19 protein-coding genes are annotated in these 21,008 nt (G+C 70.7%); all 19 read left to right on the top strand.

The features are described from left to right. Positions 1 to 287 precede the first annotated feature (287 nt). The 19 genes from mraZ (at position 288) to GVL05_RS11985 (ending at position 20,777) form a co-directional block, all read left to right on the top strand. Positions 288 to 719 carry a division/cell wall cluster transcriptional repressor MraZ gene (gene mraZ / locus GVL05_RS12075; protein WP_071254530.1) on the top strand — a complete coding sequence of 144 codons (432 nt, stop codon included), beginning with the start codon at positions 288 to 290 and terminating at the stop codon, positions 717 to 719. Positions 720 to 825: 106 nt separating this feature from the next. Then, positions 826 to 1,791 carry a 16S rRNA (cytosine(1402)-N(4))-methyltransferase RsmH gene (gene rsmH, locus GVL05_RS12070; protein ID WP_123292832.1) on the top strand — a complete coding sequence of 322 codons (966 nt, stop codon included), beginning with the start codon at positions 826 to 828 and terminating at the stop codon, positions 1,789 to 1,791. Between the two features lies 1 nt (position 1,792). Further along, positions 1,793 to 2,500, top strand: a complete 708-nt coding sequence (locus tag GVL05_RS12065; protein WP_159573281.1) for a hypothetical protein — start codon at positions 1,793 to 1,795, stop codon at positions 2,498 to 2,500. A gap of 49 nt (positions 2,501 to 2,549) precedes the next feature. Next, on the top strand, positions 2,550 to 4,319 hold the full coding sequence (locus tag GVL05_RS12060; protein WP_159573280.1) for a penicillin-binding protein 2: 1,770 nt from the start codon (positions 2,550 to 2,552) through the stop codon (positions 4,317 to 4,319). 14 nt (positions 4,320 to 4,333) lie between these two features. After that, positions 4,334 to 6,004: a Mur ligase family protein gene (locus tag GVL05_RS12055; protein WP_159573279.1), complete on the top strand. Its 1,671-nt coding sequence runs from the start codon at positions 4,334 to 4,336 to the stop codon at positions 6,002 to 6,004. Further along, entirely contained in the window at positions 6,001 to 7,509 is a 1,509-nt protein-coding gene (gene murF / locus GVL05_RS12050) for a UDP-N-acetylmuramoyl-tripeptide--D-alanyl-D-alanine ligase (RefSeq protein WP_159573278.1), read from the top strand. The genes GVL05_RS12055 and murF overlap by 4 nt, the downstream gene beginning before the upstream one ends. Further along, positions 7,506 to 8,609, top strand: a complete 1,104-nt coding sequence (gene mraY / locus GVL05_RS12045; protein WP_123938314.1) for a phospho-N-acetylmuramoyl-pentapeptide-transferase — start codon at positions 7,506 to 7,508, stop codon at positions 8,607 to 8,609. The genes murF and mraY overlap by 4 nt, the downstream gene beginning before the upstream one ends. Before the next feature lie 4 nt (positions 8,610 to 8,613). Next, complete coding sequence (gene murD, locus GVL05_RS12040) at positions 8,614 to 10,143, top strand: UDP-N-acetylmuramoyl-L-alanine--D-glutamate ligase (protein ID WP_159573277.1); 1,530 nt, start codon at positions 8,614 to 8,616, stop codon at positions 10,141 to 10,143. Next, positions 10,112 to 11,371: a putative lipid II flippase FtsW gene (ftsW, locus tag GVL05_RS12035; protein WP_123938312.1), complete on the top strand. Its 1,260-nt coding sequence runs from the start codon at positions 10,112 to 10,114 to the stop codon at positions 11,369 to 11,371. The genes murD and ftsW overlap by 32 nt, the downstream gene beginning before the upstream one ends. Then, positions 11,368 to 12,507, top strand: a complete 1,140-nt coding sequence (locus GVL05_RS12030; RefSeq protein WP_235035957.1) for a glycosyltransferase — start codon at positions 11,368 to 11,370, stop codon at positions 12,505 to 12,507. Before ftsW ends, GVL05_RS12030 begins: the two co-directional genes overlap by 4 nt. Next, positions 12,504 to 13,907: a UDP-N-acetylmuramate--L-alanine ligase gene (gene murC / locus GVL05_RS12025; protein WP_159573276.1), complete on the top strand. Its 1,404-nt coding sequence runs from the start codon at positions 12,504 to 12,506 to the stop codon at positions 13,905 to 13,907. Before GVL05_RS12030 ends, murC begins: the two co-directional genes overlap by 4 nt. Then, positions 13,904 to 15,277, top strand: coding sequence for an FtsQ-type POTRA domain-containing protein (locus GVL05_RS20015; RefSeq protein ID WP_200849217.1), 1,374 nt, complete (start codon positions 13,904 to 13,906; stop codon positions 15,275 to 15,277). The genes murC and GVL05_RS20015 overlap by 4 nt, the downstream gene beginning before the upstream one ends. 145 nt (positions 15,278 to 15,422) lie before the next feature. Continuing rightward, positions 15,423 to 16,583: a cell division protein FtsZ gene (gene ftsZ / locus GVL05_RS12015; RefSeq protein ID WP_111085783.1), complete on the top strand. Its 1,161-nt coding sequence runs from the start codon at positions 15,423 to 15,425 to the stop codon at positions 16,581 to 16,583. Between the two features lie 7 nt (positions 16,584 to 16,590). Further along, a complete protein-coding gene (locus tag GVL05_RS12010; protein ID WP_159573275.1) occupies positions 16,591 to 17,316 on the top strand; it encodes a YggS family pyridoxal phosphate-dependent enzyme in 726 nt (241 codons plus the stop codon). A gap of 43 nt (positions 17,317 to 17,359) precedes the next feature. Continuing rightward, entirely contained in the window at positions 17,360 to 17,938 is a 579-nt protein-coding gene (locus GVL05_RS12005) for a cell division protein SepF (RefSeq protein ID WP_123292468.1), read from the top strand. Positions 17,939 to 18,009: 71 nt separating this feature from the next. Then, complete coding sequence (locus GVL05_RS12000) at positions 18,010 to 18,306, top strand: YggT family protein (RefSeq protein ID WP_111085780.1); 297 nt, start codon at positions 18,010 to 18,012, stop codon at positions 18,304 to 18,306. A 187-nt stretch (positions 18,307 to 18,493) separates the two neighbouring features. Next, positions 18,494 to 19,180 carry a DivIVA domain-containing protein gene (locus tag GVL05_RS11995; protein WP_165900993.1) on the top strand — a complete coding sequence of 229 codons (687 nt, stop codon included), beginning with the start codon at positions 18,494 to 18,496 and terminating at the stop codon, positions 19,178 to 19,180. A gap of 2 nt (positions 19,181 to 19,182) precedes the next feature. Next, positions 19,183 to 19,851, top strand: coding sequence for a signal peptidase II (gene lspA / locus GVL05_RS11990; protein ID WP_260095333.1), 669 nt, complete (start codon positions 19,183 to 19,185; stop codon positions 19,849 to 19,851). Then, entirely contained in the window at positions 19,848 to 20,777 is a 930-nt protein-coding gene (locus GVL05_RS11985; RefSeq protein ID WP_123672602.1) for an RluA family pseudouridine synthase, read from the top strand. The genes lspA and GVL05_RS11985 overlap by 4 nt, the downstream gene beginning before the upstream one ends. Positions 20,778 to 21,008: the final 231 nt, after the last annotated feature.

Genomic DNA, 21,008 nt, shown 5'->3' with positions numbered 1-21,008 from the left:
GCGCCGAGCAACGCCGAGCAGCAGCGCGACACACGCCGCCGCACCTCGGCGCGCCACGGGACGCTCCACTGGCTGCGAAAGTCCTCCACTTTCCTCCACGGCCGCCACACCCGCCCAGATCCCCGGCATGACGGGCATCCGCCACCGCTGTCCGGGCTTCGGCGCTGCCGAAACGGCCCCAAAAGGGGTGCCACGGGGCGAAAAGGGAGCGGAATCCTGGCCGAAGGGAGGGCAGTGGAGTAAAGTGGGGCTTGCAACGGTCCGGTGGAGCGGAGGGGAGGCCCGACGTGTTGCTCGGTACTCATGCCCCGAAGCTCGACGAGAAGGGTCGCGTGATCCTCCCCGCCAAGTTCCGGGACGAACTGTCCGGGGGACTTGTGATGACCCGCGGCCAGGAACGCTGCGTCGTGGTCTTCAGCGCCCGGACGTTCGAGGAACTCCACGAACGCATCCGGACCGCACCGATGACGTCGAAGCGCACCAGGGACTACATGCGCCTGTTCCTCTCGGGGGCCAGCGCCGAGCAGCCCGACAAGCAGAACCGCGTGACGATCCCGCAGAACCTCCGTGAGTACGCGGGGCTCGAACGGGACCTGACGGTCATCGGCAGCGGTGACCGTGCCGAGATCTGGTCGACCACCGCGTGGGAGGCCTACTACGCCGAAGCCGAAGAGGCGTTCGCCGACAACGACGAGGAGGTGATCCCGGGGATCTTCTGATCCGTGGATCGGGACTCCCAGCCGTGAAGCCCTGACATCACTTCCCCGATGTCAGGTCGCATGGATGGGGATCCGGACCCGCGGCCCGGAAGACGAGGGGCTGCACATGGCCGACAACGACAACGGGACACCACGCTTCCCGCACACGCCGGTGATGCTCGAGCGCATCGTCGACCTGTTCACGCCGACGCTCGACGGACCGGGCAAGGTCGTCGTCGACGCCACGCTCGGCATGGGCGGACACTCCGAGGGGCTGCTCGAGCGGTTCCCGGACCTGACGCTGATCGGTCTCGACCGTGACACCGACGCCCTCGGCATCGCGGGGGAGCGCCTGGCCCGCTTCGGCGACCGCGTCCGCCTGGTGCACACCGTGTACGACGGCATCGTCGACGCGATCGAGGGCGAGGGCTTCCGCCAGGTCGACGGCGTGCTGTTCGACCTCGGCGTCAGCTCGCTGCAGCTCGACCGGGCCGAGCGCGGCTTCGCGTACAGCCAGGACGCCCCGCTCGACATGCGCATGGACCGGACCGAGGGGCAGACCGCCGCCGACGTCCTGGCCACCTACGACGAGGGCGAACTGCGCCGCATCTTCCAGCGCTACGGCGAAGAGAAGCTCGCCGGCCGCTACGCCCGGGCCATCGTCGACCGCCGCGCGAGCGTGCCGTTCGAGATGTCGGGCGACCTGGTGCAGGTGCTCCACGACGCGACCCCGGTCGCGATCCAGCGCCAGGGCCACCCCGCGAAGCGCGTGTTCCAGGCTCTCCGCATCGAGGTGAACGCCGAACTCAGCGTCCTCGAACGCGCGATCCCGGCGGCGCTCGACGCCATCGCGGTCGGCGGTCGCATCGTCGTGGAGTCGTACCAGTCGCTCGAGGACCGCATCGTCAAGCGGGCACTGGTGGCGCGCACGAAGTCGAGCGCCCCCGCCGGGCTGCCGGTCGAGCTCCCCGAGCACGCCCCCACCTTCTCCCTGATCGTCAAGGGCGCCGAGCTGGCCGACGAGGCCGAGCGCGCCGCCAACCCCCGAGCAACACCCGTGCGCCTGCGCGCGGCCGAGCGGATCCGGAAGTGACATGAGCACGAACCTCGCACTCGTCGACCCCGCCGTCGTCCCGTCCCGCGCCCCGCGCCCGGACCGTCAGCACCGACCGGAGCTCGTCGAGGTCACGCCGACCGCGGCCCAGCGCCGTGCACGGCCCCGCATCGGCTACGCCGTCACGGCGGTCGTCGCGCTCGGCATCCTGCTGCTCGCCCAGCTCGGCATCAGCATGGTGCTCAGCCAGGGGGCCTACACGCTGAGCGCCCTCGGCACGGAGCAGACGAACCTCTCCCGCACGCAGCAGTCGCTCTCCGAGGAACTCCGGGTGCTCGACTCGCCGCAGAACCTGGCCCGCAACGCGCAGTCGCTCGGGATGATCGCCAACTCCACGCCGGTGTACCTCGACCCCAAGACGGGCCGGGTGTACGGCACGCCGACGCCGGCGGTCGCCGACCAGGCCACCGCAGCGACCTCGAACCAGGTGCCGAACTCCCTGCTGAACGACGTCCCCCTCGCTGCGAAGCAGGGCGACACGTCGACGAGCAAGGAGACGGGCTCGACCACGGGCAGCGCCAGTACCGACGCGAAGGCCGACGACACCGCCGGCAACAGCACCGCCGACAGCACCACCGGCACCGCCGCGTCTGAGAAGACGAGCGGCGCCAGCGCGTCGGACGGGGGTTCCTCGAAGTCCTCCGTAGAGTCCGACGCGAACCAGCTCCAGGCGCCCTCCACCCGGTGACCTGCGGGTCTGAACCACCCTCAGCACCATCCGGGAAGGACCGCACCGCGTGACGAAGACGATCCGCAACCGCCGACTGCGCTACAGCATCGTGATGATCGCCGTGATCGCCCTGGTGGGTGTCTTCGTGGTCCGCCTCGTCGACATCCAGGTCGTGCAGGCCTCGGCCCTCAACGAGCAGTCGACGCAGAAGCGCAGCATCCCGGTGACGATCTACGGCACCCGCGGGTCGATCGTCGACCGCAACGGCACGGAACTCGCCGACAGCGTCACCCGGTACAACATCACCACCGCCCCGCGTCTGGTCAAGGCCTTCAAGGGCAAGCTCGGCGGGACCCGGGTCAAGGACATCAGCGTGTCGACGGCGCTCACCGCCCTGGCGAAGGCCTCGGGTGGCGACGTCGCGACCATGCGGAAGAACATCGCCGCGAACCCGAAGTCGGACTTCGCGTACCTGGTCAAGGGCCTCGACGTGAAGCACTACGAGGCCGTCACCGACCTCGGCATCCCGTGGATCTACAAGGAGCAGCAGGCGTCGCGGGTGTACCCGACGGGTGCGACCACGGGCAACGTCACCGGCTTCATGGGCACCGACGGCGCACAGGCCGGCCTGGAGTACGCCTACAACAAGTGCCTCGCCGGCACGAACGGCTCGGAGACGTACGAGCGCGGCGAGGACGGCGTCCAGCTGCCCGGCAGCACCGTGACGAAGAAGCAGGCCAAGGACGGCGGCACGCTCGTCACGACGATCGACAGCGACCTGCAGTACATGGCGCAGCAGACCATCGCGTCCGCCGCGAAGACCCTGCAGGCGGCGTCGGCGACGGCCACGGTCACGAGCGTGAAGACGGGCGAGCTGCTCGCGGTCGCCGACTACCCGACGGTCGACCCGAACGACGTCGACGCCACGACCGACAAGGGGGCGTTCGGCTCCCGTGCGCTCACCGACTCCTACGAGCCCGGTTCGACGATCAAGGCCGCCATCGCCGCCGCCCTGATCGACCAGGGCAAGTCGAGTCCCACCGACCAGGCGGTCGTGCCGTACTCGCGCACCTTCCCCTGGGGCGGCACGATCCACGACTCCGAGTTCCACGAGACCGAGAACCTGACGCTGACGGGCATCCTGCAGAACTCGTCGAACGTCGGCATCACCGAGCTCGGCGCGCGGCTGACGGCGCAGCAGCGGTACGACTACATGCAGAAGTTCGGACTGTTCGAGCCGGAGTCGGCGATCGACTACCCGGGCCAGCCGTCGATGGACTACGGCTCGAGCCCGAACTGGGACCAGCAGACGAACATCAACTCGATGTTCGGCCAGGGCATCTCGACGACCGCGGTCCAGGTTGCCAGCGTGTTCCAGACCATCGCGAACGACGGTGTCCGGATCCCGCTGCACTTCGTCAAGGGCTGCACCACCTCGGACGGCAAGACCATCGACGCGCCCGACGTGCAGAAGCAGCGCGTCGTGTCCGCCGACGCTGCGACCCAGGTCACCGACATGCTCCAGAGCGTGGTCACGGGCGGCACGCTCGTGGGCATGAAGCCGATCTCGGGCTACAACATCGCCGCGAAGACCGGTACCGCCGAGGTGGCCGAGGGCTCGAAGGGCTACGGCGGTCAGCGCATCACCTCGGTGGCCGGAATGGCACCCGCCGAAGACCCCCAGTATGTTGTCACGGTGACGTTCACGAAGCCGCAGACCAACAAGTGGTCGAGCGGAGCGGCTCCGGCGTTCCGCACACTCATGTCCCAGGTGCTCGAGAAGTACCGAGTAGCCCCCTCCGCGTCCGAGGCGAAGCTCTACCCGTCCACGTGGTGAGGAAGAAGGAACACTTGTCCGCACGGATCCCCCCGGTCCTCCGGCCCGAACACCCGACCCCGAGGGCGGTCGCCGAACTCGCGAACGCGTTCGGCCTCCGCGTCGTCGGTTCCCTCGACGCCGTCGAGACGACCGGTGTCACGCTGAGCGCCGCCGAGGTGCAGCCGGGTGACGTCTTCGTCGGCGTGCACGGTGCGAACCGGCACGGCGCGGAGTTCTCCACCGAGGCCGCCGAGCGCGGTGCCGTCGCCGTCCTGACCGACGACGCGGGCGTGGAGAGCGCACGAGCGGCCGGCCTGCCGGTCCTCGTCGTGGACGACCCCCGTGCCGCTCTGGGCGACGTGTCCGCCTGGGTCTACCGCACCCACCCGGACGAGGCCACCGACCTGCCGCAGCTGTTCGCCGTCACCGGCACGAACGGCAAGACGAGCACGTCGTACATCCTCGAGGGGATCCTCAAGCAGCTCGGCCTGGTCACCGGCCTGAGCTCGACCGCCGAGCGCCACATCGGCACGCTCAGCGTGACGAGCCGTCTCACCACGCCCGAGGCCAGCGAGATGCACGCGCTCCTCGCCCGGATGCGCGAGAGCGAGGTGCGCGCGGTCGCCGTCGAGGTGAGCGCGCAGGCCCTCAGCCGCCACCGGGTCGACGGCATCGTCTTCGACGTCGCGGCCTTCACGAACCTGTCGCACGACCACCTCGACGACTACGCCGACATGGAGGAGTACTACCAGGCGAAGCTCCCGCTGTTCCAGCCCGAGCACGCCCGTCGCGGCGTCGTCTCGCTGGACACCGACTGGGGCCACCGCGTGGTGCAGGACTCCCGCATCCCGGTCACGACGATCACCGTGCACCCGGACGTCGAGGCCGAGTGGCACGTCGACATCGTCGAGGCGCACGCCGCGTACACCGAGTTCCGCCTGACCGGTCCCGAGGGCCGCGAGCTCACCACCCGTGTGCCCCTGATCGGCTGGCACATGGCCGCGAACGCCGCACTGGCGATCGTCATGCTGGTCGAGGGCGGCTTCGAGCTCGGTGCCATCGCGCACGCGCTCGACAGCAACCACCGCCGCTACCCGGACGAAGACGACCGCGACGAGCACGAGGCGCGAAGCGACCGTGACCGCGACGGCGCCGTGCGCCGCGTCTCCGCCATCGAGTGCTACCTGCCCGGCCGGACCGAGCGGGTCTCGGGCGAGCACGGCCCGAGCGTCTACGTCGACTTCGGCCACAGCGCCGACGCGTTCGAGAACACCCTCGCTGCCGTCCGCCAGTTCACCTCCGGCAAGGTCCTCATGCTGTTCGGCGCCGACGGCGACCGCGACACCACGAAGCGCGGCGACATGGCCCGCGTCGCGGCGGCCGGCAGCGACATCCTCGTCGTCACCGACCACCACCCCCGCTTCGAGGACGCCGCGTCGATCCGGAAGACCCTGGTCGACGCCGCGCGCGAGGCGTTCCCGGACCACGAGCTGCACGAGGTGAGCCCGCCCGAGGCCGCCATCCGCCTGGCCGTCGGCCTGCTCGGCGAGGGCGACTCCATCCTCTGGGCCGGCCCGGGCCACCAGGACTACCGCGACATCGCCGGGGTCCGCACCCCCTACTCGGCACGCGACGAGGCCCGTCAGGCCCTGCGCGAAGCCGGTTGGGAGCCGAACTCCGGTCCGGCCGAGGACCTCCGATGATCGCGCTCACCCTCGCCGAGATCGCCACCGCGGTCGGCGGCGAGCTGATCGGTGGTGCCCAGGCGACCGACGTCGCCGAGCCCGGCGACCTGGTGGTGGAGGGGTCGGTCGAGACCGACTCACGCCTGGTCCGCCCCGGCAGTGTCTTCTTCGCCCTGCCCGGCGAGGTCACGGACGGGCGCCGCTTCGTGCCCGCCGCGACCGAGGCGGGTGCCGCGCTGGTCATCACGCCCGAGCGCGTCGAGACCACCGCGCCGCAGGTCGTCGTCGCGGACGGCTACGCAGCACTCGCCGCGCTCGCGCACGAGGTCGTCACCCGGGTCCGGATGGCATCCGCCGACCGCGTCGACGCCGAGGGGCGTCCGGCACCGCTCAAGGTCGTCGGCATCACCGGCTCGAACGGCAAGACGAGCACGAAGAACATGCTCCGGACGATCCTCGAGCAGCACGGCGAGACCGTCGCGCCCCAGGGGTCCTTCAACAACCACGTCGGGGCACCGATCTCGATGCTCCGGGTCACGTACGACACCCGGTTCCTGGTCGTCGAGATGGGGGCCAGTGGCGTCGGCCACATCGCGGCGCTCGTCCGCATCGCCGAGCCGGACGTCGGTGTCGTGCTCAAGGTGGGCCTGGCGCACGCCGGCGAGTTCGGCGGCATCGAGGCGACGCAGCGCGCGAAGTCCGAGATGGTCACCGACCTGCCTGCCTCCGCGACCGCACTGCTCAACGTCGACGACGACCGGGTCGCGTCGATGCGCGACCTGACGGCCGCCCAGGTGGTCGGCTTCGGCACGTCGGCGGATGCCGACTACCGCATCACCGGCATCGAGACGGACCGCAGCGGCACCCGCTTCACCCTCACCGCGCCTCCCGTCGATCAGGAAGGCGACCGTCCGACGGACCGTAGCCAGCCTGGAGGCCCGGATCACGTGGACGTGCGCCTCGCGATCCTGGGTGAGCACCACGCGATGAACGCGGCCGCGGCCCTGACGGTCGCCCACCGCTGGGGCGTCCCGCTCGCCGACGGCGCCGCGGCGCTCGCGTCGATGACGCGCGCCGAGCGCTGGCGCATGGAGCTGCTGCAGGGCGGCCCCGAGGGCGTCACCGTCATCAACGATGCCTACAACGCGTCGCCGGACTCGACCGCGGCGGCGCTGCGGACCCTGGCGCAGATCGTGCGTCCGGGGGAGCGGACCGTCGCCGTGCTCGGCGAGATGGCCGAGCTCGGCGAGTTCTCGACCGAGGAGCACGACCGCATCGGTCGGCTCGTCGTCCGTCTCGGCATCGGACAGCTCGTGGTCGTCGGCCGCGGCGCGATGCCCATCCACCAGGCCGCCACCCTCGAGGGATCGTGGGACGGCGAATCGGTGTTCATCGAGGACGTCGACGACGCCGTCCGGTCACTCCAGGACATGCTCCGCCCCGGCGACGTGGTCCTGGTCAAGTCCTCGAAGTCGGCCGAACTGCGATTCCTCGGCGACCGCCTCGGAGGTGTCACCGAATGATCGCGCTCCTCATCGCCGGCGCTACGTCGCTGGTGTTCACGTTGCTGCTCACCCCGTTCTTCATCAAGCTGTTCCACCGTCTCGGGTGGGGGCAGTTCATCCGTGACGACGGTCCGCAGTCGCACCACACCAAGCGCGGCACCGCGACGATGGGCGGCATCGTCCTCATCATCGGCGCCGTGATCGGCTACTTCGTCGGCCACCTGGTCGGACGTGACTCGATCACCCTGTCCGGCCTGCTCGTGCTGTTCCTCATGGTGGGGCTGGGCTTCGTCGGGTTCATCGACGACTTCCTCAAGGTCCGGCGCCAGCGGAGCCTCGGGCTCGGCGGATGGGCCAAGGTCCTCGGCCAGGTCATCGTCGGTGTCATCTTCGCCACGGTCGCCCTGGTGGTGCCGACGTCGAACGGCAAGCCCCCGGCGTCGACCATGATCTCGGCGATCCGGGACATCCCGTGGCTCGACTTCATGGCGCTCGGCACGGTCATCGGCACCGTGCTGTTCCTGGCCTGGATCGTGCTGCTCACGGTGTCGACGTCGAACGGCGTCAACGTCGCGGACGGGCTCGACGGTCTCGCGACCGGCTCGAGCATCCTGGCGATCGGCTCGTACGTCATCATCGGCTTCTGGCAGTCCAACCAGATCTGCGGCGGCGCCCGTCTCGACGCGAGCACGGAGCACGCCTGCTACACCGTGAGCAACCCGCTCGACCTGGCGGTCGTCGCGGCCGCGGTCTGCGGTGGGCTCATCGGGTTCCTCTGGTACAACACCTCGCCGGCGCAGATCTTCCTCGGCGACACCGGTTCGCTCGGCCTCGGTGGGGCGCTGGCGGGTCTCGCGATCCTCAGCCGCACCGAGCTCCTGCTCATCCTGATCGGTGGCCTGTTCTTCATCGTCACCGGCTCGGTCATCCTGCAGCGGGCGTACTTCAAGATCACCCACGGCAAGCGGATCTTCCGGATGAGTCCGCTGCACCACCACTTCGAGCTGAAGGGGTGGGCCGAGGTGACGGTCGTCGTCCGGTTCTGGATCATCGCGGGGCTCTTCGTCGCCGCGGGGGTCGGCCTCTTCTACCTCGAATGGATCGCACGCGTTGGTTGACCCGGTGTCCACGTCCTCCCGCCTCCAGTCCCTCGACAGCTGGTACTCCGAGGGGTGGAAGGGCCTGAACGTCGCCGTCCTCGGGCTCGGCGCGACCGGGTTCTCGGTCGCCGACACGCTGGTGGAGCTCGGCAGTGCGGTGACGGTCTACTCGTCCGACGCGCCGTCGGACAACGTCGACCTGCTCGACGTCATCGGCGCGCGCTTCGTGCAGACGCCGCTCGACACCGTGCCGGCCGCGCTGCAGGAGCAGGCGCCGGACGTCGTCATCGTGTCGCCCGGTCTGCCGCCGCACAACGCGACCGTCGAGTGGTCCGTCCGGAACAGCACGGTCTGGGGCGACATCGAGCTCGCCTGGCGCGTGCGCGACAAGGTCGTGCGCGGTCCGGTCGCGGCGCCGTGGATCACGATCACGGGCACGAACGGCAAGACCACCACGACGCAGCTCACGACCGCGATGTACGAGGCCGGCGGACTGCGTGCCGTGGCCTGCGGCAACATCGGCGTGCCGGTGCTCGACGTCGTCCGCGACCCGGACGGCTACGACGTGCTCGTGGTCGAGCTCTCCAGCCACCAGCTGCACTACATGGCGACCTCGGGCGACGGCGCGGTCGTGCCGCTCGCGAGCGCCTGCCTGAACATCGCCGACGACCACCTCGAGTGGCACGGCTCCGCCGCGGCGTACCGCGCCGCGAAGGCCAAGGTCTACGAGCGCACCGTGATGGCGTGCGTCTACAACACCGCCGACGACGTCACGCGCGACATGGTGCAGGACGCCGACGTCGTCGAGGGCTGCCGTGCCGTCGGCTTCACGCCGGGGGTGCCCGCGCCGGGGGACGTCGGCATCGTCGAGGACGTCCTGTGCGACCGCGCCTTCAACGAGGACCGTCGGAACAGCGCGCTCGAGCTGTCGACCCTCGCCGACCTCGAGGTCGCCGGGCTCGCCAGCCCGCACATGACGATGAACGTCCTGGCCGCCGCGGCCCTCGCCCGTGCCGGCACCGTCCAGCCGAGTGCGATCCAGTCCGCCGTCCGGGCCTTCCGCGCCGACCACCACCGCACGGAGCTCGTGGCCGAGTCGGCCGGCGTCGCGTGGGTGGACGACTCGAAGGCCACGAACCCGCACGCCGCCACCGCCTCGCTCGCCTCGTTCGACACCGTGGTGTGGATCGTCGGCGGTCTGTTCAAGGGCGTCGACGTCGACGGGCTCGTCGCACGCTTCGGCCCCGAGGTCCGTGCCGTCGTCGTGATCGGCTCCGACCGGACCCCTGTCCTGGAGGCATTCGCGCGACACGCGTCCGGGGTGCCGGTGCTCCAGGTGGAGACGACGGACACTGATCAGGTCATGCCCGAGGCGGTCCGGCATGCCGCATCGGTCGCGAGGCCGGGCGACACGGTCCTCCTCGCCCCGGCGGCTGCGTCGTTCGACCAGTTCGGCTCCTACGCCGACCGGGGGCGTCGTTTCGCGGCGGCGGTCCACGAGCACCTGGGAGGCAACGCCGATGGCGACGACGGATCTTCCGAACAGTCGTAGCACGCCGGCGACGGGCAACCCGCGTCGCACGAACGGTGCACTCGTCGCCGTCAAGAACGTCTTCGTCGCCGAGTCCAGCACCTTCTACACGATCCTCGGCGTCACGCTCTTCCTGGTCGTCTTCGGCGTCGTGATGGTCCTGTCGTCGTCGAGCGTCGAGCAGTACGCCGCGACGCACGACTTCTTCGGCGCAGCGTCCCGCCAGGGTCTGTACGCGGTCCTCGGTGTCCCGCTCATGCTCGTCGCGAGCCGGATCCCGACACGGCTGTGGCGGAAGTGGGCGATGCGGTTGCTCGGTGCTGCCCTCGTCCTGCAGCTCCTCGTGTACACACCGCTCGGCATCGACGTCCAGGGCAACCGGAACTGGATCGGCATCGGCTCGTTCACCGCGCAGCCGTCCGAGGTCGTCAAGCTCGGCCTGGTGCTCGGCATCGGCGCGATCATGTACGTCAAGCGCGACAAGCTCGACGACTGGAAAGAGGTGTTCATCCCGATCGGGATCGCCTCGCTCCTGTCGCTCGGCCTCGTGATCCTCGGTGGCGACCAGGGCACCGCGATGATCATGCTCATCCTGATCCTCGGTGCGCTCTACGTCGGCGGAGCCCGCGCCCGCCACCTGCTCGTCGGCCTGGCGGCGATGGCGGTCATGCTGCCGTTCGTCACGATGGCGTCGTCGTCCCGTCAGGTGCGCATCAGTGCGTGGCTGTCCGGCTGCACGGACTCGAACCAGTACGCCGACCTGTGCTGGCAGCCCGTGCACGGCATGTGGGCGCTGGCGTCCGGTGGCGTGTTCGGCGTCGGACTCGGCAACTCCAAGGCGAAGTGGTCGTGGCTGCCCGAGGCGGACAACGACTACATCTTCGCGATCATCGGCGAGGAGCTCGGCCTGATCGGCGCCGTCGTCGTGCTCGCCCTGTTCGTCGTGCTCGCCGTCGGCATGATCAAGATCATCCGGCAGTCCCGCGACCCGTTCGTGAAGACCGTCACGGGCGGCATCCTGGCGTGGATCATCGGCCAGGCGCTCGTGAACATCGCCGTCGTGCTCGGCCTGCTGCCGGTCCTCGGCGTCCCACTGCCGCTGATCTCGGCCGGCGGGTCCGCGCTCATCATGACCCTGGTGGCGATCGGCGTCGTGCTGTCGTTCGCCCGCGACCTGCCCGGGAAGAACGACCCGCGCACCACGAATCCGCCCCTCGACAGCACCACCACGAACGGACGACTCCGGTGAGCAAGTACCTCTTCGCCGGCGGGGGCACCGCCGGACACGTCAACCCCCTGCTCGCGGTCGCCGACCGGCTGACCGAGCGCGAGCCGGATGCCGAGGTGCTCGTCCTGGGCACCGCCGAAGGCCTCGAGTCCCGCCTGGTGCCGATGCGCGGCTACGAGCTCCTGACGATCCCGCGCCTGCCGTTCCCTCGGAAGCTGAACGGCGCGGCCCTCCGCTTCCCGCAGCGCTTCGCCGCGGCCGTCAAGCGCACCGAGCAGATCATCTGCGAGCACGAGGTCGAGGTCGTCCTCGGCGTCGGCGGCTACGCGGCGGCGCCGGCGTACATCGCGGCCCGGCGCACCGGCACCCCGATCGTCGTGCACGAGCAGAACGCGAAGCCGGGGTTGGCGAACCGCCTCGCCGCGTTCCTCACCGAGCACGTCGGCCTGACCTTCTCGAACACCCGACTGCGGCACGGCCGGGTCGTAGGCATGCCGCTCCGGCGCGAGATCGAGTCGCTCGACCGCCGTGCCAGCCGTGCCGAGGCCCTCGCCGAGTTCGGGCTCGACCCGGCTCGCCCGGTGCTCCTCGTCACGGGTGGTTCCTCGGGCGCCCGCAGCATCAACCGCACGATCAACAAGTCCGCGGCGACCATCGTGGGCGCCGGCTGGCAGGTCCTGCACGTCGTCGGTGCTGCGTCGGACATCGGTCCGAGCGACCTCGACGGCTACCACGTGCTCGCCTACTGCGACCGGATGGACCTGGCGTACGCGGCGAGCGACTTCGTCGTGTCCCGCTCCGGCGCCGGCATGGTCTGCGAGCTCACCGCGGTCGGGCTGCCGAGCGTGCTCGTGCCGTACCCTGTCGGCAACGGCGAGCAGCGGCACAACGCGAAGGACGTCGTCGACGCCGGGGGAGCCGTGCTCGTGGCGGACGGGGAATTCGACCCCGACTGGGTGACGTTCCAGCTCCTGACCATCCTGCAGGACCGGGCCCGCATCGCGGACATGACGGTCCGGGCGGGCAGCGTCGGACACCGCGACGGCGCGGACCGGATGACCGACCTCGTCCTGGACGCAGCACGAGGCACCGAACGAGGTGCCGCACGAGGAACCGCACGAGGCAACGGCGCCGCCAGCACCACGGAGGAACCATGACCATCAAGCCGGACCTGACGCAGCCGATCCCGGACGACCTCGGCACCGTGCACTTCGTCGGCATCGGCGGCGCCGGCATGAGCGGCATCGCCCGGATGTTCCTCGCCGCCGGTCACCGCGTGACGGGCAGCGACTCCCGCGAGACCGAGACGACTGGCATCATGCGCGACCTCGGCGCCGCGGTGCACATCGGCCACGACGCCGCGAACGTCGGCGACGCGGACACGATCGTCGTCACGAGCGCGCTCTGGCCAGACAACCCCGAACTGCTCGAGGCGCAGCGCCGCGGCCTGCCGGTGCTGCACCGGTCCCAGGCCCTCGCCGCCCTCATCGCCGAGCACCGCCTCGTCGCGGTCGCCGGCGCGCACGGCAAGACCACCTCGACCGGCATGATCGTCACCGCGATGGTCGAGCTCGGCCTCGACCCGAGCTTCGTCAACGGCGGCGTCATCCAGTCGCTCGGCACGAGCTCGGCGCCGGGCTCGAGCGACCTGTTCGTGGTCGAGGCCGACGAGTCCGACGGTTCGTTCCTGCTCTACGACGTCGCCGTGGCCCTGATCACGAACGTCGACGCCGACCACCTCGACCACTACGGCAGCGAGGAGGCCTTCACCGAGGCGTTCGTCGAGTTCGCCGCGAAGGCGAGCGAGCGCGTCGTCATCTCGGGCGACGACGCCGGTGCGAAGACGGTCACGGCGGGCATCCGCGCGCGTGCCGACGCCCCCGAGGTCGTCACCTTCGGCGAGGCCGTCGACGCCGACGTGCGCATCGAGCGGATCATCGAGTCCGCGGGCGTCGAGGTCGCGTTCCGCGCCGGCGGCGAGGCACACCACCTGACCCTCCGCGTGCCGGGCCGGCACAACGCGATCAACGCCGTCGGTGCCTTCGCGGTCCTGACCGGTCTGGGAGTGAGCGCCGCCGACGCGATCCGCGGGCTCGAGGCCTTCGGCGGCACCCAGCGCCGCTTCGAACTGCACGGTGTCGAGCGCGGGGTGTCGGTCTACGACGACTACGCGCACCACCCGACCGAGGTCGCCGCGGCGCTCAAGGCCGCCCGCAACGTCGTCGGCGACGGCCGCATCATCGCGATCCACCAGCCCCACCTGTACTCCCGCACCCGTCTGATGGCCGGTGACTTCGCGCGGGTCTACGAGGAGCTCGCCGACCACACGGTGGTCCTCGACGTCTACGGCGCGCGCGAGGACCCGGAGCCCGGCGTCACCGGCGCCCTGGTGCAGGAGCGCTTCGCCGACCAGTCCCGCGTGGAGTTCCTGCCGGACTGGGACGAGGCCGCCGCCCGTGCCGCCGCGGTCGCCCGCGACGGCGACATCATCATGACGCTCAGCTGCGGTGACGTGTACCGGATCATCCCGCAGGTGTTGGGAGCGTTGGGCCGGTGAGGCGACCCGAGGGGTTCGACGAGGGGGACGCCCGCAGGGACGCCCCGGTCGAGGGCGCCGACGCGCCCCGGCAGCGTCGTGGCCCCTCGATGCCGCGGCTCCCCTTCCGTGGGCGCACACCCGACGACCGGGAGGCCCGTCCCACTCCCGACGAGTCGGCTGCGGTCGACGAGGCCCCGGCCGTCACTCCCGCACCCGGTTCCTCCGGATCGCGCCCCCCAGCGGTCGGTGCGCCCCCGAGCACCGGGGCGCGACGGCCGTCCGCGGGCGCGGATCCGACCACAGATGCCGCCGACTCGACGCGCGACCGCGTCGGCGCCCTCGCGGGCGCGGCCGGCCGCCGCGTCGGCGCCGGCTTCGGTGCCGTCGCCGACCGCCTGCGCGAGTACACACCGGACGAGGAGCACCGCGACCCGCGCCCCGACGCGGGCAACGCGCCCCGAGGAGACGGGGCGCGACGACCGTCCGGGGGCGCGGCGGGCAGTGCACGCGAGCACGACGCGACCGTGACCGACGTGCTCGACGCGGGCAGTGCCTCCCGGCCGGTCCAGCACGACGACGCACCCATCGGTGCCGGCGTCCGCGCTGCCGAGACCGCGCGTGAGGCGCGCATCGCGAAGCGTCGCCGTCGCCTGCTCGAGCGGGCCGAGGTGCGGCGGTTCACCCGGCGCAGCCGCCACCGTCGTGCCGCGTGGATCACCGCGGCCGGCATCGTGCTCGTGCTCGGCGTCTCGATCCTGGTGGCGGTGTTCTCGCCGCTGATGGCCCTGCGGACGATCGAGGTCAAGGGCACCAACCGCGTCGACGAGACCGCGCTGCGGCAGGCCCTGTCCGACCAGATCGGCACCCCGCTCGCGCGGCTCGACTTCGACGAGATCAAGCAGGACATCGCCGGCTTCCCGCTCATCGAGAGCTACGTGACCGAAGAGGCCCCGCCGCACACCCTCGTCGTGACGGTGACCGAGCGCACGCCCGTCGTCGCCGTGAAGTCCGGCAGCTCGTTCGACCTCGTCGACCCGGCCGGCATCGTCGTGCAGTCGTCGCCGCAGCGTCCAGCCACCATGCCGCTCGCCGACATCGCCCGTGCGCGCCTCGGGTCCTCGAGCTTCCGCACGATGACCGAGGTCGTGCTGGCGCTGCCGTCGACCGTCCGATCGCAGGTCACGCGGGTCGCCGGGTCCACCGCCGACGACGTGACCCTGACGCTCAAGGACGGCTCGACCGTCGTGTGGGGGAGCCCCGACGACTCCGAGGCGAAGGCCGCGCTGCTCGCCGCCCTGGTGAAGGACCACGCGGCGCGGAACCCGGGTGTCGTGGTCGAGTACGACGTGTCCGCACCGGACAACGGCGTGATCCGCGCGAAGGACTGAATTGCCGACCTGATCGGCGACACGCGGCGTGGCGGGGCGACAGTGCGCGGAACCCACCCGTAGCGTCGAAGCCAGCACCACATCTACCAGCATTGCCCCTGAACTTCAAGTAGAGGTTGAGGGTTCAACCGGAGGCCTGACTGACGTGACCACGAACCACAACTACCTCGCCGTCATCAAGGTCGTCGGTGTCGGCGGCGGCGGCGTCAACGCCGTCAACCGGATGATCGAACTCGGCCTCCGTGGCGTCGAGTTCATCGCGATCAACACCGACGCGCAGGCGCTCCTGCTCAGCGACGCCGACGTCAAGCTCGACGTCGGCCGCGAGATCACCCGCGGCCTCGGCGCCGGCGCGGACCCTGAGGTCGGCCGTCGTGCCGCCGAGGACCACGCCGAGGAGATCGAAGAGGCCCTCGCCGGTGCCGACATGGTCTTCGTGACCGCCGGTGAAGGCGGTGGGACCGGCACGGGTGGTGCGCCCGTCGTCGCCCGCATCGCCAAGTCGATCGGCGCCCTCACCATCGGCGTCGTCACGAAGCCGTTCAGCTTCGAGGGCAAGCGTCGCCAGTCCCAGGCCGAGAACGGTGTCGCCGGGCTCAAGGACGAGGTCGACACGCTCATCGTCGTGCCGAACGACCGCCTGCTCGAGATCAGCGACCGCGGCATCTCGATGGTCGAGGCCTTCGCCACGGCCGACCAGGTGCTCCTCGCCGGCGTGCAGGGCATCACCGACCTCATCACCACCCCGGGTCTCATCAACCTCGACTTCGCCGACGTCAAGTCCGTCATGCAGGGTGCGGGTTCCGCGCTCATGGGCATCGGCTCGTCGCGCGGCGCCGACCGTGCCATCAAGGCCGCCGAGCTCGCCGTCGCGTCCCCGCTGCTCGAGGCCTCGATCGACGGAGCGCACGGTGTGCTGCTCTCGATCCAGGGTGGCTCGAACCTCGGCATCTTCGAGATCAACGACGCCGCGCGGCTGGTGCAGGAAGCCGTGCACCCCGAGGCGAACATCATCTTCGGTGCGGTCATCGACGACACCCTCGGCGACGAGGTCCGCGTGACCGTCATCGCCGCGGGCTTCGACGGCGGCGAGCCGGCGCAGCAGCAGAAGGAGCGTCGCTCGAGCTACGTCGACCCCGAGTCGAGCGCGACGGCCCCCGTCGCCGCCTCGACCGGTGCGATCGAGGACTCCAGCACGTCGAGCCCCTCCTGGGCCTCGCAGGAACACCAGCCGCCGGTGCAGCGCGCCGCCGACCCGGCGTTCGACGACGACGACGAGCTCGACGTCCCCGACTTCCTGAAGTAACCGCTCCATGGCAGGTGATCCGCGCCTCCCGTCCGCCTCGTCCCACGACGACGGACTGGAGGCGCGTCTCGCGTCCGTCAGAAGTGGCATCGCCGACGCGGCGCGCGCCGCAGGGCGCTCGGCCGACGACCTCACGCTGATCGTCGTCACGAAGTACCACCCGGCGTCCCTCGTCCGTGCGCTGGCGTCACTCGGCGTCACCGACGTGGGTGAGAACCGCCACCAGGAGGCACAGGCCAAGGCCGCGGAGCTCGCCGACCTCGGCCTGACCTGGCACTTCATCGGGCAGCTGCAGTCGAAGAAGGCCCGGCAGGTCCGTCGCTACGCGCACGTCGTGCAGTCCCTCGACCGCACGTCGGTCGTGGATGCCTTCGCGCCGACCGAGGCCGAGCCGGATCCACCGGTCATCGACGGGTTCGTGCAGGTCAACCTGACCGACGACCCCGGCCGCGGCGGCGTGCAACCGGACGACGTCGAAGCGATGGCCGCACGCGTGCTCGAGACCGGCACCATCCGGTTGCGCGGGGTCATGGCCGTCGCGCCGCTGGACGAGGAGCCCCGTGCGGCGTTCGCTCGGCTGCGGGCGATCTCGGACCGGGTCGTGGCGCTCGAGCCCGGCGCCACCGACATCTCGGCCGGCATGAGCGGCGACTACGCCGACGCCGTGCTCGAGGGCGCGACACACCTGCGGATCGGTACCGCAATCACGGGAAATCGGCCGGCGGCACCCTAGCCTCGTTGCAGGGCATCCACGTGCACCAACCTCCGGAGGAACCATGGCCAACCCGCTGAAGAAGACGATGGTCTACCTCGGCCTCGCCGACGAGGAACTCGACTACGAGGACGAGCAGCCGCAGCAGGCCGCGCCCGCGCGCCAGCAGGCTCCCGCCACTCCGGCCGCAGCACCGCAGGATGCCCCCGCCCCGGCGGACGCTCCCGCGGCCGCCGCAGCTCCGGCAGCGGCCCCGGCCGCCGCTCCCGCGAAGACGCACACCCACCAGCGCGGCGCCCAGGTCACTCCGCTCCGCCGCTCGCACACGACCGCACAGAAGGCGACCCCGGTCCAGGAAATGAACGAGATCCTCACCGTCCACCCGCGCGAGTACAAGGACGCCCAGTCCATCGCCGAGAGCTTCCGCGACGGGATCCCCGTCATCATCAACCTCTCGCAGATGACCGAGAACGACGCCCGACGCATGATCGACTTCGCCTCCGGCCTGTCACTCGGCCTGTACGGCAAGATCGAGCGCGTCACCAACAAGGTCTTCCTGCTGTCGCCCGCACACGTCGCAGTGAGCGGTGAGCCGGCTGAGGTAGAGTCCGACATCGAGGCGAACTTCTTCGCCCAGTCCTGAGCCGTCCCCCGGCCACCCGCCCGTGAGCGTCGTCGCATGACGGCACTCGCCCGAGACGAGCGAGCCCCATCGTGTCCGTGATCCTAGGGATCATCTCCCTCGCCCTCCTGCTGTACTTCTTCGTCATGTGGGGGCGGTTCGCGCTCGACCTCGTGCAGAACTTCAACCGGTCCTGGCGGCCGCGCGGGGGACTGCTCGTGGTCTCCGAGTTCGTCTACACGATCACCGATCCGCCGATCCGCGCGGTTCGGCGGGTCCTGCCGCCGCTCCGCATGGGGCCGGTGGCACTCGACTTCGGCTGGACGATCGTCATGCTCGTCGTGATCATCGCCCGGGTCGTCGTCAACGGCATCGCCGTCGCGGTCTGACCCGATCCAGGTCCGCGACACGCGCCGCGCCGATGCAGTGGTCGTCGTTCCTCCCCGTCGTCGGTGTACGGTGGTCGGGATCGATGCTCGCCTCCGGCGCGGCATCCGCACCACACGTGGTGACTGGTAAGTTCGGTCACGACGCAAGTGGTTCCACACGTTCAGCAGTTCTATTGAGGTGACGGCAATGGCTTTGACGCCGGAAGACGTAGTCAACAAGCGGTTCCAGCCGACGAAGTTCCGCGAGGGCTACGACCAGGACGAGGTCGACGACTTCCTCGACGAGGTCGTGGTCGAGCTGCGTCGCCTGACCGCGGAGAACGACGAGCTCCGCCAGCGCCTGCAGGCGGCCGAGTCGGCCCCGCAGTCGGCGCAGGCCGAGCAGCCCGCTCCCGCGGCAGAACCCGAGCCGGAGCCCGTGCCGGCCCCGGTCGAGGCGGCTCCCGAGCCCGCTCCGGTCGCAGCGGCCGCCCCGGCGACCACGGTCCCGGCGGACGAGGACACCGAGGGCACCACGAACCTCCTGACGCTCGCGCGTCGTCTCCACGAGGAGCACGTCCGCGAAGGCGTCGAGAAGCGCGACGCGCTCATCGCCGAGGGCACCGCCCAGGCAGCGCGTCTCGTCTCCGAGGCCGAGGCCAAGCAGCGCCAGATCATCGCCGACACCGAGAACACGAACCGTCAGCGTGTCCAGGTGCTCGAGCAGGAGCAGCGCCAGCTCGAGGGCAAGATCGACGAGCTCCGGACGTTCGAGCGCGACTACCGCGCCCAGCTCAAGAGCTACATCCAGGGGCAGCTCTCCGAGCTCGACTCCTCGAACGAGCAGTCCGGTCTCACCCCGGCGCCGGCATCGGCGCAGGGCTTCGGCAACTGACGTTGTCGCGACCAGCATCACGAGCGAAGGTCAGTGTCCGCGCTATCGCGGCACTGGCCTTCGCCGCTGTCGTGGTGGTGGCGTTCGACCAGGTCGCGAAGGCACTGGTCGTCGCGAACCTGCCGTACGGCACCCCCGTCCCGATCCTGGGCGGGGCGCTCCAGTTCCTGTACGTCCGGAACCCCGGGGCTGCGTTCTCCTTCGCGGTGAACATGACGTGGGTGTTCTCGATCATCTCGGCGGCGGTCGTCGTCGCGATCATCATCTACTCGCGTCGGATCCGGTCGATGTGGTGGGCCGTCGTGCTCGGCATGCTGCTGGGCGGCGCGCTCGGCAACCTGATCGACCGACTCTTCCGTGAGCCCGGCTTCGGCCGCGGCCACGTGGTCGACTTCATCTCGACGCCGTGGATGATGCCGGCCATCTACAACGTCGCCGACTCGTTCATCTGCATCAGCATGGTGGTCTTCGTGCTGCTGGTGATCCTCGGGGTGAACCTCGACGGGTCCCGCACGGTGTCCGCCAAGCGCGCTGCGCAGGCGGACACGACGGAGCCGCTCGACGGTGGGGCCGCGTTCTCGTCAGCTGACGCTGCTGTCGACGAGCCGACCCGCGCCTCCAGGCCGAACGACGGCGACCGGCGCGACGCGCTGGGGCACGACGCCACGTGAGCGAGTCGCGTTCCCTTCCCGTCCCCGACGGGCTCGCCGGCGAGCGTGTCGACGCCGCCATCGCGAAGCTCCTCGGGTTCAGCCGCTCGTTCGCGGCCGACGTGGTCGCCGCCGGTGGGGTCCGGGTCGACGGCGTCCCCGTCGACAAGTCCGACCGCCTGCACGCCGACTCGTGGCTCGAGGTCGAGTGGTCCCCGAAGGAGCCGCCGCGCATCGTGCCGGCGGCCGTGCCCGGGATGACGATCGTGCACGACGACGAGGACATCGTCGTCGTCGACAAGCCCGTCGGCGTCGCCGCACACCCCTCGCCCGGCTGGGACGGCCCGACTGTGCCCGGGGGCCTCGCCGCAGCTGGGTTCACCATCGCGACCTCGGGCGCCGCCGAGCGTGCGGGCATCGTGCACCGCCTCGACGTCGGCACGTCGGGACTCATGGTCGTCGCGAAGACCGAGCTCGCGTACACCCACCTCAAGCGGGCGTTCAAGGAGCGCACGGTCGAGAAGGTCTACCACGCACTCGCGCAGGGGCACCCCGACCCGACCTCCGGCACCGTCGACGCCCCGATCGGCCGGCACCCGTCGAGCGACTGGAAGTTCGCGGTCACCGCCGACGGCAAGCCGAGCGTCACCCACTACGAGACCCTCGAGGCGTTCCGGTCGGCGACCCTGCTCGAGGTGCACCTCGAGACCGGGCGCACCCACCAGATCCGCGTGCACATGGCCGCGACCCGCCACCCGCTGGTCGGCGACACGATGTACGGCGCCGACCCGGTCCTGGCGCAGGAGCTCGGGCTGACCCGCCAGTGGCTCGACGCCGTGCGACTCGGTTTCGACCACCCGCGCACCGGCGAGTGGGTGTCGTTCCAGGCGGAGTACCCCGACGACCTGCGCCTCGCGCTCGACCGCATCCGAGCCGCTTCGTCCTGAAGCGCGCGCGCCGGTCGCGTGGTTCGCGTCGTCGCGTCGGTCGCCGAGGTTCCGAAATCTCGGCATGTCGGCGCGCTGTGCGTCGGTCTGTGGAACCCCGGCGGAGCGCACGCGGCGTGTTGTGGAACCTCGACGGGGGAGCGACGGGCGTGCCGCATCCGTCACGTTCACACCCCGGACGGGAGGCCCGTGGCGACGCCGCCCCGTGCCTCCCGTCCGCCGCGTGCGGGC

The sequence above is a fragment of the Curtobacterium sp. 18060 genome, assembly GCF_902706105.1.
Taxonomy (GTDB): domain Bacteria; phylum Actinomycetota; class Actinomycetes; order Actinomycetales; family Microbacteriaceae; genus Curtobacterium.
The sequence above is the reverse complement of the archived record's forward strand: the minus strand, read 5'-3'. Positions and strand labels throughout refer to the sequence as shown.

What these genes read in the sequence shown, in the direction of transcription:
- rsmH (WP_123292832.1), top strand. Translation starts at nt 826, where the DNA reads ATGGCCGACAACGACAACGGGACACCACGCTTCCCGCACACGCCGGTG.
- GVL05_RS12065 (WP_159573281.1), top strand. Translation starts at nt 1,793, where the DNA reads ATGAGCACGAACCTCGCACTCGTCGACCCCGCCGTCGTCCCGTCCCGC.
- murF (WP_159573278.1), top strand. Translation starts at nt 6,001, where the DNA reads ATGATCGCGCTCACCCTCGCCGAGATCGCCACCGCGGTCGGCGGCGAG.
- mraY (WP_123938314.1), top strand. Translation starts at nt 7,506, where the DNA reads ATGATCGCGCTCCTCATCGCCGGCGCTACGTCGCTGGTGTTCACGTTG.
- ftsW (WP_123938312.1), top strand. Translation starts at nt 10,112, where the DNA reads ATGGCGACGACGGATCTTCCGAACAGTCGTAGCACGCCGGCGACGGGC.
- murC (WP_159573276.1), top strand. Translation starts at nt 12,504, where the DNA reads ATGACCATCAAGCCGGACCTGACGCAGCCGATCCCGGACGACCTCGGC.
- GVL05_RS12010 (WP_159573275.1), top strand. Translation starts at nt 16,591, where the DNA reads ATGGCAGGTGATCCGCGCCTCCCGTCCGCCTCGTCCCACGACGACGGA.
- GVL05_RS12005 (WP_123292468.1), top strand. Translation starts at nt 17,360, where the DNA reads ATGGCCAACCCGCTGAAGAAGACGATGGTCTACCTCGGCCTCGCCGAC.
- GVL05_RS11995 (WP_165900993.1), top strand. Translation starts at nt 18,494, where the DNA reads ATGGCTTTGACGCCGGAAGACGTAGTCAACAAGCGGTTCCAGCCGACG.